The 14,047-nt window shown below is 70.5% G+C and carries 8 protein-coding genes; 3 read left to right on the top strand and 5 right to left on the bottom strand.

Features of this window, described 5'->3' with window-relative positions; genetic code table 11:
- Positions 1–174 precede the first annotated feature (174 nt).
- Positions 175–1,692, top strand: coding sequence for an arabinosylfuranosidase ArfA (gene arfA, locus AC1DXT_RS08800; RefSeq protein WP_477060981.1), 1,518 nt, complete (start codon positions 175–177; stop codon positions 1,690–1,692).
- Positions 1,693–1,717: 25 nt separating this feature from the next.
- Complete coding sequence (locus tag AC1DXT_RS08795) at positions 1,718–2,716, top strand: alpha/beta hydrolase (protein WP_477060980.1); 999 nt, start codon at positions 1,718–1,720, stop codon at positions 2,714–2,716.
- 2 nt (positions 2,717–2,718) lie between these two features.
- Here the strand turns inward: AC1DXT_RS08795 and AC1DXT_RS08790 are convergent, their stop codons facing one another.
- From AC1DXT_RS08790 to AC1DXT_RS08775, 4 genes are read right to left on the bottom strand one after another with little or no spacing between them, the layout of a single operon-like run.
- The gene (locus tag AC1DXT_RS08790) at positions 2,719–3,372 is read right to left on the bottom strand and encodes a hypothetical protein (protein ID WP_477060979.1); all 654 of its coding nucleotides are present in this window, start codon (positions 3,370–3,372) and stop codon (positions 2,719–2,721) included.
- 44 nt (positions 3,373–3,416) lie between these two features.
- On the bottom strand, positions 3,417–4,328 hold the full coding sequence (locus tag AC1DXT_RS08785; RefSeq protein ID WP_477060978.1) for a carbohydrate ABC transporter permease: 912 nt from the start codon (positions 4,326–4,328) through the stop codon (positions 3,417–3,419).
- Positions 4,328–5,218 (bottom strand): carbohydrate ABC transporter permease, encoded by an 891-nt coding sequence (locus AC1DXT_RS08780; protein ID WP_477060977.1) that lies wholly within the window; start codon positions 5,216–5,218, stop codon positions 4,328–4,330. The genes AC1DXT_RS08785 and AC1DXT_RS08780 overlap by 1 nt, the downstream gene beginning before the upstream one ends.
- A gap of 3 nt (positions 5,219–5,221) precedes the next feature.
- Positions 5,222–6,547: an ABC transporter substrate-binding protein gene (locus tag AC1DXT_RS08775; protein WP_477060976.1), complete on the bottom strand. Its 1,326-nt coding sequence runs from the start codon at positions 6,545–6,547 to the stop codon at positions 5,222–5,224.
- Between the two features lie 253 nt (positions 6,548–6,800).
- Here AC1DXT_RS08775 and AC1DXT_RS08770 point away from each other — a divergent pair, with 253 nt between their 5' ends.
- Positions 6,801–8,012: an alpha-hydroxy acid oxidase gene (locus tag AC1DXT_RS08770; protein WP_477060975.1), complete on the top strand. Its 1,212-nt coding sequence runs from the start codon at positions 6,801–6,803 to the stop codon at positions 8,010–8,012.
- 192 nt (positions 8,013–8,204) lie between these two features.
- On the opposite strand, the gene AC1DXT_RS08765 is transcribed toward AC1DXT_RS08770, so the two are convergent.
- Positions 8,205–13,931 carry a rhamnogalacturonan lyase family protein gene (locus AC1DXT_RS08765; RefSeq protein WP_477060974.1) on the bottom strand — a complete coding sequence of 1,909 codons (5,727 nt, stop codon included), beginning with the start codon at positions 13,929–13,931 and terminating at the stop codon, positions 8,205–8,207.
- Positions 13,932–14,047: the final 116 nt, after the last annotated feature.

Raw genomic sequence — 14,047 nt, 5'->3', positions numbered from 1 at the left:
CGGAAAGCGTTGTCCGTCGATAGGTAGCCTATGCCGTGGGGCACGTCTCGCACAGGTCCCAGGGGCGACGGATCATGGGAGGCGGCCGGCCCGGCACGCCACACCGCCCGCCGCACCGCCGACACAGGAAGCACGCCCGCACCGAGCAGCGTCGCCCGATCCAGGAGAGACCCGATGTCCCAGCGCGCCACCGTCCTGCTGCACCCCGACTTCCGCGTGGGCGAGGTGGACCGCCGCTTGTTCGCCTCCTTCGTCGAGCACCTCGGGCGTGCCGTCTACACGGGCATCTTCGAGCCGGGTCACGAGACCGCCGACGAGCACGGCTTCCGCCGCGACGTCGCCGACCTGACCCGCGAGCTCGGCGTGAGCATGGTCCGCTACCCCGGCGGCAACTTCGTCTCCAACTACGTGTGGGAGGACGCCGTCGGGCCGGTCGAGGACCGCCTGCCGTTCATCGACCTCGCGTGGCGGACCATCGAGCCCAACACGGTGGGCACCGACGAGTTCCTGCAGTGGGCGGAGCGCGAGGGCATCGAGCCGATGATGGCCGTCAACCTGGGCACCCGCGGCGTCGCGGCGGCCGCGGCGCTGGTCGAGTACTGCAACGGCGAGGCCGGCTCTCGCTGGGCGGACCTGCGGATCGCGAACGGTCGCGAGAAGCCGTACGGCGTGACGCTCTGGTGCCTGGGCAACGAGATGGACGGCCCCTGGCAGATCGGGCACAAGGACGCGGACGAGTACGGCAGGCTCGCCGCCGAGGCCGGCAAGGCCATGCGGCTGGTGGACCCGTCGATCGAGCTGGTCGTCTGCGGCTCGTCGTCGATGATGATGGACACCTTCGGCTCGTGGGAGCAGACGGTCCTCGAGCACACGTGGGACGTGGTCGACCACCTGTCGATGCACGCGTACTACGAGGAGCTCGACGGCGACCGCGCCTCGTTCCTCGGGTCCGGCACGTCGATGGACCGGTTCATCCGCCGGGTCGTCGCCTCCGCCGACGCCGTCGCCGCGCGCCGCCGCTCCGACAAGGTCGTCACCATCTCGTTCGACGAGTGGAACGTCTGGTACCTGAAGTCCCGCTTCGTCGGCGAGCAGAACCTCCCCCTGCAGCGCGACGCCCCGCGCATCATCGAGGACGTCTACTCGGCGCTCGACGCCGTCGTCGTCGGCGACCTGCTGGTCACCCTGCTCAACCACGCCGACCGCGTCCCGGTGGCCTGCCTGGCCCAGCTGGTCAACGTGATCGCGCCGATCATGACCGAGCCCGGCGGACCGGCCTGGCGCCAGCCCACGTTCCACCCCTTCGCGACGACGGCCCGGCTCGCGCGCGGCACCGCCCTCGACCTGCGGGTCTCCGGGCCGACGTTCTCGACGAGCGCCCACGGCGACGTCCCGGTGGTGACCGCGGCGGCGACGCTCGACGGCGACGACGTCGCGCTGTTCCTGGTGAACCGGTCGGCCGAGCCCGTCGAGGTCGAGCTCTCGCACCCCGGCGTCACCCTCGCGCTCGGCCGGGGCGTGCGGGTGACCGCCGACGACGAGCCCGCGGTCGAGGGACCGGAGCACGCCGCCGCCGTCGCGGAGCGTCACGTGTCGGAGGTCGACGGCCCCGAGTCGTCAACCGGCAGCACCGTGATCACCCTCGCGCCGGAGTCCTGGACCGCCCTGCCGGGGGTGCTCACGCGGGCCTGACGGTGGGGAGTGGCACCATCGAGGGATGAGGCGCATCGCGCTCGGGTTCGGATGGCTGCTCGGCGTGCTCGTCGCGGGCCTCGTCGGCGTCGGCATCGCCGCGCGCCTGAGCCCCCGACCGGCGTCGGTCGTGATGCGCCGGAACATGGACCGCCACGGCTACGCGCGGTTCACGGCGACCGCGCCGTTCGTCCCGGCGCACGTGGTGTCCGAGATCGACATCCCCTACCGCGACGGCGATCGCGACGCCCGCCTCGACGTGCACCGGTCGACGGGCTCCGACGGGACGCTGCCGACGATCGTGTGGGTGCACGGTGGCGCGTGGCTGTCGGGCAGCAAGGACCTGATCGCCAACTACCTGCGGGTCGTCGCCGGCGGCGGGTGCACGGTGGTGGGCGTCGACTACTCCATCGCCCCGCGCGCCACCTACCCGACGCCCGTCCTGCAGGTCCTCGACGCGCTCGCGTTCCTCACGGAGCATGCCGACGAGCTGGGCGTCGACGCCGACCGCCTCGTGCTCGCGGGCGACTCCGCGGGTGCGCAGATCGCGGCGCAGGTGATCGGCGTGGTGATCGACCCGGCGTACGCGGCCTCGATCGGCGCCCACCCCCGGGTCACCCGGGACCAGCTCGCCGGTGCGGTGCTGTTCTGCGGCGTCTTCGACATGTCGCTCGCGCGCGGGCTGCGGGGCCGGCCCCGGTGGTTCGTCGACTCCGTGATGCGCTCGTTCACCGGCAGCGCGGACTACCTCGACGACCCCCGCTTCGCGGGCATCTCGGTGGTCAGGCACCTGACCCCCGACTTCCCCCCGACGCTGGTGTCCTGCGGCAATGCCGACCCGCTGATCGGCCACTCCCAGTCGCTGCTCACCACGCTCGAGGCCCTCGGGGTGCCGCACGAGACGCTGCTGTTCGAGCCCGACCGCGAGCCACCCCTCGGTCACGAGTACCAGTTCCACGTGCACACCGACGCGGGCCAGGAGGCCCTGGCGACGATGCAGCGGTTCGTGGAGGGGCTGGCCTGAGGTCAGCCCTGACGGACCGCCGCGCGGTGCTCGATCGCCACGACCGCGAGCGACAGCAGGCCCGGCACGATCACGACCAGCGGCGCGAGCATCCACACCATCACCGCGCACAGCCCGAGCGCGACGACGAGCAGGAACGTGCCCGTCAGGTCGTCCCCGGCACGCTTGGCGGCGGTCTGCACGACGGTCGCCCACCGTGCGCCGGGCGACCAGCCGGCGGCCGCGCGCAGCACGACGACGAGCAGGATCGCGACCAGGAACCCGGTCGCGATCCGGACCCCGGCGCCGCCGGGTATCCCGCCCTGGCCGATGAGCTGCAGGTTGACCAGCAGGACCAGCAGCAGCACCGGAATGCCGATGGACACCAGCCAGACGCCGCGGCAGGCCGCGCGGAAGTCCTCCCACAGGGCGGCCACGGTGTCCGGCCGACCGTCGAGGTGGCGTCGGACGTGGGACACCCCGGCGGCGAGCGCAGGGACGGCCGTGATGATCGGGAGGCTGAGCACCGAGACTCCGAGGCCGACGAGGAGCGCCTCGCTGAACAGCCCGAACCGTCCGCCGCCGAGCAGCGGCTTCTGGTCGGGACCGGGCGTGAGGTCGTCGGGACCCGGGTCCGCCGGGCGGCTGGAGTCGTCGTCGGGAAGCGGGGTGCTCATGGCTCCCAGGCTGACACGCTCCTGCCGCCCTGCGGAAACCGCCATCAGCCCTTGAGCCCCTGCGTCGCCACGCCCTCGACGAGGTAGCGCTGGAAGACCAGGAAGAAGAGCATGACCGGGACGAGCGCGAGGACGGCCATGGCCATCTGGGCGCCGTAGTCCGAGGTGGTCGTCTGGTCGACGAAGAGCCGCAGCGCGATGGGCAGCGAGTACAGGTCGGGCTTCTTCAGGTACAGCAGGGGTCCGAAGAAGTCGTTCCAGGACCAGATGAACGCGAAGATCGCGCTGGTGACCAGGGCGGGCTTCATCAGCGGCAGCATGATCGAGCGGAAGATCCGCACGTGCCCCGCGCCGTCGATGCGTGCGGCCTCGTCGAGCTCGCGCGGCAGGTTGCGCATGAACTGGACCATGAGGAACACGAAGAACGCCTCGGCGGCCAGGAACTTGCCGATCAGCAGGGGCACGAAGGTGTCGACCAGGCCGAGCCGGTTGAACACGATGTACTGCGGGATGATCACCACGTGGAACGGCAGCAGGAGCGTGCCGATCATGAGGGCGAAGAAGACGTTGCGCCCGGGGAAGTCGATCCGCGCGAAGGCGTAGGCGCTGATCGAGCAGGACAGCGTGATCCCGATGACGGAGCCGACGGCCAGGATCGTCGAGTTCATGAAGAACGTCCAGAACGAGACGCCGCCGATGCCCTCGATGGCCTTCTGGAAGTTGGCCACGGTGAAGTCGGTGGGGATGAGGCTGACGTTGCCGACGATCTCGCTGGACGGCTTGAACGAGGACATCAGCATCCACACCGCGGGGTAGAGCACGATCACGATCAGGGCGAGCGAGCACAGATGGAAGATCAGAGCCCGGCCGCGCTTGCGGTTCTTGGTCGACTGGCGCAGTCGCGCGCTGTCGTGCGAGCTGACGATGTGGTCGGAAGTCGAGGCGACGGTGCTCATCACTTCCCCTCCCCGGAGTAGTGGACCCAGTGCTTCGAGCTCCAGAAGAAGACGGCCGCGAGTGCGCCGACGACGATCACGAGGATCCAGGCCATCGCCGAGGCGTAGCCCATCTGGAAGTCCTGGAAGCCGCGGAAGTAGAGGTACAGGGTGTAGAAGAGCGTGGACCTGGCGGGGCCGCCGGTGCCGTTGGAGATGATGAACGCCGACGCGAAGATCTGGAACGCGTGGATCATCTCGAGCAGCAGGTTGAAGAAGATCACCGGCGAGAGCATGGGCAGCGTGATCTTCAGGAACTTGCGCGAGGCTCCGGCGCCGTCGACCGACGCGGCCTCGTACAGCTCCTGCGGAATCTGCTTGAGCCCGGCCAGGAAGATGACCATCGGCGCCCCGAACTGCCAGACGGTCAGCAGGATGAGCATCGGCATGGTGCGCTCCGGGTCACCGACCCAGCCGCCGGCCGGGAATCCGAAGAACTGCTGGACCTGGTCGACGATGCCATTGTCGATGAACATCGCCTTCCACACGATCGCGATGGAGACCGAGGCCCCGATCAGCGAGGGTGCGTAGAAGGAGGACCGGTAGAACCCCTTGCCGCTGAACGCGTTGTTCAGCAGCATCGCCACGGCCAGCGCGGCGAGCAGCTTGATCGGGGTCCCCAGCACGACGTACGTCAGCGTGACCTTCCACGCCTGCTGGTAGTTCGGGTCGCTGAACAGGCGTGTGAAGTTCTCCAGGCCGATCCACTCGGGCGGCGCGAAGAGGTTGTAGTTCGTGAACGCCAGGTACAGCGAGGCGATCATCGGGCCCGCGGTGAGCAGGACGAACCCGAGCAGCCAGCCCGGGGGGGGGGGGGGGGCCGCCCGCCGTGCCCGCGGGCGGCCCACCACCGGTCACTGGGTGGAGAGCTCAGCCTCAGCGAACCACTGCTCGGCGAAGTCCTCCGGCGTGAGCGTGCCGTAGCCGAGCTCCTCGGCCAGGGTCCGCCACTTGGACTCGATCGTGCCGAAGCCCTTGACGGGGATCGGGGTGGACTCGGTCACCTGCTCGGCGACCTTCTCCTCGTACGCGATCACCTGGGCATCGACGCTGCCCTCGGTCGTGTCGACGGCGGCGCGCTGCTCGTCGTCGGCGGGAACTCCCTTCGATGTGCCGAAGATGGTCCCGACCTCGGGGTCAGTGAGCAGGAAGTTGATCAGCGTCGCGGCCTGCTCGGGGTACTTGGTGTTGGCGCCCGAGGACAGCAACATCGACGGCTTGAAGAACAGGGCCTTCTCGCCCGGCTCGATCGAGGGGATCTGCGCCATCGCGAGGTTGGCCGTGCCCGAGTCGGCGACGTAGCCGGCCAGGAAGTTGTCCCAGCTCATCTCGGTCGCGGTCTCGTTGACCGTGAAGCCGCCCTTGGGTGCGAGGGAGACGTTGCGGTCGACGGGGAAGACCAGCTTGTCGGCCCGGAGGTCGGCGGTGAGGTCGAGGAACTCGACGATCTCGGCCTCGTCGAAGCCGAACGTGCCGTCCTCCTCGAAGGGGGTGATCCCCTTCTGCAGGAGCCACTGGATGAAGAACCAGAAGGTGCCGGTGTAGTCGACCGCCCCGTACAGGCCGTAGCCGTCGGTCGTCTTCTCGCCGGCCTCGGACACCTCGGCGATGAACTCGTTGTAGTCCTCCCACGTGTAGTCGGCCTCGTCGGGGAACGTCGCCCCGGTCTGCTCGATCACGTTGGGGTTCTGGAACATGGCGAAGGTGTTGGTCGACGTGGGGATGCCGATCATCTTGTCCTCGAGGACGCCCGCCGTGGTGAGCGTCTCGTCGAAGCCGGTGAGGTCGATCGTGCCGTTGTCGACCCATTCCTGCAGGTCGAGCAGCTGGCCGTTCTGGTTGAACTCACGCAGGTACGACAGGTCGAACTGCATGACGTCCGGGAGGGCGCGGCCGGCGGCCTCGGTGGAGCGTGCCGTCCAGTAGTCCGGGAACGCAGCGAAGCTGGTCTGGACCGTGATGTACGGGTACTTCTCCTTGAACAGCGCCAGTGCCTCGTTGTACCGGGCTGCTCGGTCGTCGTTGCCCCACCACGTGAAGTTCAGGGTGACGGGGGACGTGTCGGGGCCGGTCGTCGAGGCCGTCGGTTCCGCGTCGCCGGATCCGCCAGACGAGCAGGCGGTCAGGGCGAGGGCGGCGACGGCCGCAACAGCGGCGGTCTTCCACAGGGTTCGCTTCATCGTCGTTGAGCCTCCTTGCTCGGGGGGTGAAAGCGCATTCCGGACGTTAGGCGAGCGCTTGCCGGGATGTCAACGGCTCGCGCTGAATCGTTACAAACGCAGGAGGCCTCGGCTCCAATGTGCCACCCACGAGGCCGGGGCGCTCGCCGGTGTGTACGGTCGGGACGGCACGCGGTGGAGCCGGAAGGCGGCGTGTTGTATCGTTTCAATCTCCTGTGCTGCCCGACGACGCGCCACACACCCTGGAGCCCCGGTGACCGACCGTCAGATCCCCTCGTGGTCCGAGCTCAAGCCCCTGATGCGCCCGAAGCCTCTGGTGCTGAACGCCACCGAGCGACGCCTGGCCGACGCCCTGACCATCGCCGACCTCCGGACCGTCGCGCGCAAGCGCACCCCCCGCTCGGTCTTCGACTACACCGACGGCGCCGCCGAGGCGGAGATCTCCCTGCGCCGGGCGCGCCACCTGTTCCGCGAGCTCGAGTTCCAGCCGTCGATCCTGCACGACGTCTCCCACGTCGACCCGACGACGGACATGATCGGCACCACGTCGGCGCTGCCGTTCGCGTTCGCCCCCACCGGCTTCACGCGGATGATGAACCACGAGGGCGAGCGCGCGGTGGTCCGCGTGGCCCAGCGCCGCGGCATCCCGTACGCCCTGTCGACGATGGGCACCACGTCGATCGAGGAGGTCGCCAAGGCCGGCCCCGACGCCCACAAGTGGTTCCAGCTGTACGTGTGGAAGGACCGCTCTGCCGGCGAGGACCTCATGGCACGCGCCAAGGCCGCCGGCTTCGAGGCGCTCATGCTCACGGTGGACGTCCCGGTGGCCGGCGCCCGGCTGCGCGACGCCCGCAACGGCTTCTCGATCCCCCCGGCACTCACCGTCAAGACGGTGCTCGATGCCGCGACGCACCCCGCCTGGTGGCTGAACCTGCTGACCACGGAGCCGCTGACCTTCGCGTCGCTGAGCAGCTGGTCCGGCACCGTCGCGGACCTGCTGGACAAGCTGTTCGACCCGACCATGACGATCGCGGACCTCGAGTGGATCCGCGCCTCGTGGGACGGTCCGCTGATCATCAAGGGGATCCAGACCGTCGAGGACGCCCGCCGGGTCACGGACGCCGGCGCCGACGCGGTGGTCCTGTCCAACCACGGCGGCCGCCAGCTCGACCGGGCGCCCGTGCCGCTGCGCCTGCTGCCGGACGTCGCGGAGGCCGTCGGCGACCGGACGCAGGTCTGGGTGGACACCGGCATCATGTCCGGCGCCGACATCGTCGCCGCGATCGCCCTGGGCGCCGACGCCACCCTCGTCGGGCGCGCCTACCTGTACGGCCTCATGGCCGGCGGCGAGCGCGGGGTGGAGCGGGCGGTCGACATCCTCGAGCGCGAGGTCCGCCGCACCATGGCCCTGCTGGGCGTCTCCACGGTCAAGGAGCTGGGCCCGCGGCACGTCCGCCTGCCCTGACCCACCACGCACAGCGTCCGCACTGGATCGGCCAGGAGGCCGTTCGAGTGCGGACGTTGCGCTGTCCCCAGGCGGGACGTCCGCACTCGGGCAGCCTCCACCCCGCGGGAGTGCGGACGCTGGATCGGGAGTGAGCGGACACGGACCGGCCCGGGCGAGAGGGGTTGCCCGGGCCGGTCTGGTGGGTACCGACTAGCGCGTGACCTTGACCTTCACCTCCGGGCTGCTGGTCGACCCGAGGGCATTGGACAGCTCCGCGCGGTAGACGTGCGTGCCGATCGCACGGCCGTTGACCGTGGTCGTGGCCTTCTGCGCGTTGGTGCCGTCGGCGGTCAGGGACTGGGTGTCGATGAGCACCCCGTCCTCGTACAGCCGGTAGGTCGTCGCGTTGGTCCCCCACCAGAGGTTGGTGGTGAGCGTGTACGACCCGTCGCCGTCCCAGTTGTCGTGGCTGAGCGCCGGGGTGCCCGGGTTGGCGGCGGTGACCTTGACGGTGAGCGGGGCGGTCGTCGTCGACCCGTGCTGGTTGGTCAGCACCGCGGTGTAGACGTACGTCCCGTTGGGCTTGCCGGCGATCTGGAACGCCGCCGACTGCGCGGACGGCGTGGCGTCGACGAGGTCGAGGGTGGCGACCGCGACGCCGTTCTCCAGCAGGGTCACGGTCTGGGCGTTCTGGCCCCACCACAGGTTCATGGCGACCGTGTAGCTGCTGTCCTTGTCCCAGTTGTCGCTGGACAGGACGCCCTTGGACGGTGACGCGGTGGCCGGACCGGGCACCCGCTCGCCGGGACCGGTCGACGGCCCGGTGTAGACGATGCTCGGGGCCGCCGGCTTCGCCATGCCGTCACCGAGGAAGTACCCGGTGTGCGGCGGCTGGTTGTAGCCCGTGTTCTGCCACGCGACGCCCAGGCGGTACACCGGGTCGGACTGCAGGGTGCGCAGCCGGTGGTCGGTGAGGTCCACCGTGGTGGCGATCCGCAGCGCGGAGGAGTCGGCCAGACGCGTGACGATCTCCTCTCGCCAGTCGCCGAACAGGTCGGCCTGCAGGGCGGGGGTGCCCTTGGTGCCGTTGTCGGAGAGGGTGCCGGTGGCCCGGTAGAGCTCGTCCGACGAAGCGGACGACGGGTTCCACTTCGAGATCGTCGGGACGCCCGTGAGTGCCGTGGTGTCCCAGTCGTGGTCGGTGATCTCCCTCAGCAGGTCGCCGTCCCACCAGGTGAGGAAGTTCGCCGCGGGGATGGTGGCCCCCAGCAGCGTCCCGTCGGCTGCCCGCAGCTGTCCGGCACGCGAGTTCCACGTGCCGTCGGCCACCACGGCCCACGACTCCGCGCCGGGGTGCGACGCGTCGATGTCGTCCGAGGCACCGCGGCCGGTGTCGGCCGTGGCCGGCATCGACCAGAGCACCTCGCCGGTGGCGGCGTCGCGGAACGTCGCCCCGATCCCCAAGCTGCGCGGCGCCTCCTCGTGCACCGCGAACACCTCGAGGCCCGGCCGGCCGGGGTCGAGGTCGCTGACGTGCAGCGCGTCCCCGTGCCCGAGCCCGGTGCTGTAGAGCACCGTGCCGTCGTCGTCGATGGTCATGGAGCCGAACACGATCTCGTCCTTCTGGTCCCCGTCGACGTCAGCCACCGACAGGTTGTGGTTGCCCTGGCCGGTGTACTGCGAGCCGGCCTCGTGGGAGTCGAACGTCCAGCGCCGGGTGAGCGAGGACCCGTCGAAGTCGTAGGCCACCACCACCGTCCGCGTGTAGTAGCCGCGGCTGAAGATCACGCTCGGGTGCTCACCGTCGAGGTAGGCGACCCCCGCGAGGAACCGGTCCACCCGGTTGCCGTACGCGTCACCCCAGGAGCCGACGTCTCCGCGCGGCGGGGTGTAGTCGATCGTGTCGACCGCCGCTCCCGTGGCTCCGTTGAAAACCGTGAGGAACTCCGGCCCGGTGAGCACGTAGCCGCCACTGTTCCGGTAGTCCGCCCGCGCGTCGCCGATCACGGTGCCGAGCCCGTCGACGGTGCCGTCCGCGGTCTTCAGGCTGACCTCGGCCTTGCCGTCGCCGTCCAGGTCGAACACCTGGAACTGCGTGTAGTGCGCGCCGGCCCGGATGTTCTTGCCCAGGTCGATCCGCCACAGCCGCGTGCCGTTCAGCTCGTAGGCGTCGACGTACACGTTGCCCGTGTAGCCGGCCTGCGAGTTGTCCTTGCTGTTGGACGGGTCCCACTTCACGACGATCTCGTACTGCCCGTCACCGTCGACGTCCCCGATCGAGGCGTCGTTGGCGTTGTAGGTGTAGGGCTGCCCGTCCTTCGTGTACGCGTCCGCCGGCTTGTCCAGCGGCACGTCCAGGTGCTGGCTGTCCCACACGCGGAACTCGGCGGTGGCCCAGCGCTCGATCCCGTCGACCACGGAGCTGACCCGGTAGACCGAGCCCGTCGTGCCGGCAGCGTCGAGCAGGTTGGTGCTGGCCTTCACCGGCGAGCTCGTGATGCGCGCGCCGTCCCGGTACACGTGGAACGCGATCGAGTCGGGGTCGAGGCCCAGCTGGCGCCAGCCGAGGTAGACGCCGCCGTCGGTCTGCACGGCCACCGGGGACCGGTCCAGACGCTCGGCCTGCCGGGCCAGGGTGGTGACGGCCGGGGTCGTGATCGAGGCGGACTGCGCGGACACCCCGCCCGCGTTCACCGAGGCCACGCGGTACGTGTACTCGATGGTGGTGAGCACCGTGCTGTCCGTGTAGGTGGGGCCGCTCGCCCGGCCGACGACGACGAACGAGCCGTCCTTGGCCTGCCGGTACACCTGGTAGAACAGCGCGCCGTCGACGGCGTCCCAGGTGAACGTGACGTCGTTCTTGTGGACCGCACCGAGCGTCAGACCCGTCGGCACGGCGGCCGTCGGGACGTCCGGGTCGACGGTGGTCACGTCGAGCGTGTCCGTCGGCACCGACTCGGCGCCGGCGGGGTCGAGCGCCACCACGTGGTACTCGTACGCCAGGCCGACGTCCGGCGTGGTGTCCACGAACGTCGTCGTCGTGACGTCGCCGATCGCGACGGGCGCCGTCGCCCCCGCGGACTTCCGGTACACCCGGTAACCGGCGGAGTCCGACGTCCCGGTCCAGCTGAGCGCGACGCTCACGGCCGAGCCGTCGATGGTCACGTCGTCCAGCGTGAGGGCGGAGGGCGCGAGCAGCAGGGGCGTGATCTCGATGCCGTTCAGCCGGCTCGACGTCCCCGTCATGACGAGGTTCAGCTGGCCGTCCGTGACGAGCACCGGCTGGCTGACCTTCTCCGACACCGACCCCGCACCCGCGTTCGAGGCGCCGAAGTCCTTGCCCTCGAGCTGCACGTTGGAGCGGCTGGTGCCGATCCAGTCACCGTTGTACGTCTTCACGGCGTAGCTGCCGTTCGGCACGTCCACCGCGAACACGTGCTGGGTGCCCGGCAGCAGGAAGTCGCGCTGCAGGGCGTTGGGCGGAGGCGTGAAGTTGATGCCACGGTCGCGGCCGCCCAGACCCGTCGGGTCCAGCCAGCCCCAGCCGATCTCGTGGGTGTACCTCGAGTTCTGGTTCACCTCGGTGTAGCCGGGCATGAGCACGTTGCCGGCCAGCTGCACGTCGAACTTGTAGAGCGCGGCCTTGGTGGTGACGCGCACGGCGGCCGACGGGGCCGACGGTCCGCGGCCGTTCACCGCGACCACCCGCAGGTCGTACGACGCACCTTCCACCAGCCCGCCGACCGCAGCCTGCGGGAGCGTCGAGGTGGCGACGAGCGCGTAGGCGTCGTCCGCGTCCGCGGCGGCCTTGCGGTAGATGCGGTAGATGTCCGCACCCTCGCTCGCCGTCCAGGTGAGCTGTACGCCCGCGTTGGAGACGGAACCGGCCACGAGGCCGGCCGGTGCGGCCGGCACCTCGGCCGGCGGCGCGACGTCGAGCACCTCGTCGGCCAGCGGCACGTCCAGCTCCGCGACGTCGGTCGCGACCAGGCGCGCGAGCTGGATCGCCCCGTACTCCTGGAAGTGGGTGTCGTCGACCGTGCCGGTCGGCCGGTTCGGGTACACGCCCGCCGGTACGTGCAGGAACACGCTCGTCGACGCCTCGGGACCGATCTCGTCGAGGTACGCCCGGCTGGACGCCGACAGGTCGACCAGCGGCGTTCCGGTCTCGGTGGCCAAGGCGGTCGCCGCGGCCACGTACTCGGGGAACGAGACGGTGAACTTCCCGGTCGCCGCGTCGAAGCTGCGCCGCGACACCGGGGTGACGATCACCGGCTGCGCGCCGCGCTGGGTGGCGCCGTCCACGAACGTCCGCAGGTACTCCGCGTAGTCGGCGGGAGCGGCGAACCGGTCGTCGACTCCGTAGGTGGCGTCGTTGTGTCCGAACTGCACGAACAGGTAGTCGTCGGGCTTGACCAGGCGCAACACCTCGTCGAGCCGGCCCTGGCTGATGAAGTTCTTCGACGAGCGTCCGCCGATCGCGCGGTTGTCCACCGTGACGTCGTCGGACAGGAACCGGCCGAGCATCTGCCCCCAGCCGGCCTGCGGCACGTAGTCCGCGGTGTAGCTCTGCACGGTCGAGTCGCCCGTGATCCACACGGTGGGCTCGCTGCCCGGCGCGCGGGGGCTCTGCGCGGCGATCCGGAGCTGGTTGAGCTTGGGGGCGGTGCCGGAGAGCTCGAGGTTGAGCTGGCCGTCGACGACCGCGATGTCGAACGACATCTCCAGGAACTGGCCCGCGGCCTTGGCCGTCGCTGCGACCTTGGCCATCTGCTCGGCGGTGATCGCGACGTCGGTCGCCTCGGTGGCATCGCCCGCGATCAGGCTGACCGTGTAGTCGCCGTCGGGCAGGTCGACGACGAGCTCGGTGTCGCCCACGCTCACGAAGTCGGAGCGCAGCGCGTCGGCGGTGCCGCGGTCGGTGGCCGTGACGGCCCGGGTGTCGACGAAGCCGTACCGCGTCGTCGCGCTGTACGCACTGGTGGCGTCCAGCCGGATCGCGCCCGGTGCGAGCGCGCCGCTGCCCAGGTCGAAGTCGAGCACGTCCGGCACCGTCGGTGCGGTCGGCAGGCTGCTCACCGCGGCGGCCGATGGCAGGGACAGGCCCGCCGCGTCGATCGCCTGCACGCGGTAGTACCGCAGGGCGGAGGTGTCGACGGCGTCGGTGGTGACCACCTCGCGCGCTCCGGTGCGGGCGACCTCGGTGTAGGTGCCGTCGACGGCGTCCGACCGCGAGACCGCGTAGCCCGTCGCGCCGGCGACCTCGTTCCAGCGGAGCGTCACGGCGGTCGGCGTCACGTGCGCCAGGCGCACGGAGGTCGGCGCGGCGATCGTCGAGGTGCCGGGGTCCGGCTCCTCGGGCGTGGTCCCGGTCTGCGCGACGACGATCGAGCTCACGTACCCGCCCGCGCCGCTGCCGGTGATCCCGACGGTGAGCTGGCCGTCGGCGACCGTGGCCGGCCACGTGCCGGAGACGGTCGCGGTCTTGGTGCTCAGCGAGCCGCCGCCCGCGCCCTCGAGGGTCACGGTGGTCTTGGTGGCGCTGCTCCCCGCCAGCAGGTCGCCCGAGCGGACCGTCACGTCGTAGGTGCCGTTGGGCACGTCGAGCACGAAGGTCCACGCCGTGGCGAGCACGAAGTCGCGGTCCGCCGGGTCCTCGGCGCCGCGGTCGCGGGAGATCGGGGTGATGCCCTCGGCCGGCACGATGCCGAAGCCGGTCGCGGCGGAGTAGCGGGTCGCGTCGGTCACCTGCTGGTAGCCGTCGGCCACCGGGCTCGTCGCGGTCCCCATGTCGAACTTCCACGTGGTCACCGGATCGGCAGCCAGGGCGGGCGAGCCTCCTGTGGCCACCAGCGCGAGAACCGCCGCGCCCGCGAGCAGTGCCCGGGTCGTGCGTGGTGCCGGTCGTCCCTCGTCGTGCGCGCGCGTCGAGCGCATGGCATCACCCTTTGTCTCGTCGTTGAGAGCAGAGCCCGATCGGTCATCTTGGAACGATTCACCCGAGCAAGCAGTGACATTCCTACAGACCGCTCACCGGCCGCGCAAGGGTTTCG

It is taken from the genome of Cellulomonas sp. P1_G12_2 (assembly GCF_056405535.1).
The sequence above is the reverse complement of the archived record's forward strand: the minus strand, read 5'-3'. Positions and strand labels throughout refer to the sequence as shown.

Bases quoted from the DNA above. Each gene is read 5' to 3' on its own strand.
- arfA (WP_477060981.1), top strand. From the start codon at position 175: ATGTCCCAGCGCGCCACCGTCCTGCTGCACCCCGACTTCCGCGTGGGC.
- AC1DXT_RS08795 (WP_477060980.1), top strand. From the start codon at position 1,718: ATGAGGCGCATCGCGCTCGGGTTCGGATGGCTGCTCGGCGTGCTCGTC.
- AC1DXT_RS08790 (WP_477060979.1), bottom strand. From the start codon at position 3,372: ATGAGCACCCCGCTTCCCGACGACGACTCCAGCCGCCCGGCGGACCCG.
- AC1DXT_RS08785 (WP_477060978.1), bottom strand. From the start codon at position 4,328: ATGAGCACCGTCGCCTCGACTTCCGACCACATCGTCAGCTCGCACGAC.
- AC1DXT_RS08775 (WP_477060976.1), bottom strand. From the start codon at position 6,547: ATGAAGCGAACCCTGTGGAAGACCGCCGCTGTTGCGGCCGTCGCCGCC.
- AC1DXT_RS08765 (WP_477060974.1), bottom strand. From the start codon at position 13,931: ATGCGCTCGACGCGCGCGCACGACGAGGGACGACCGGCACCACGCACG.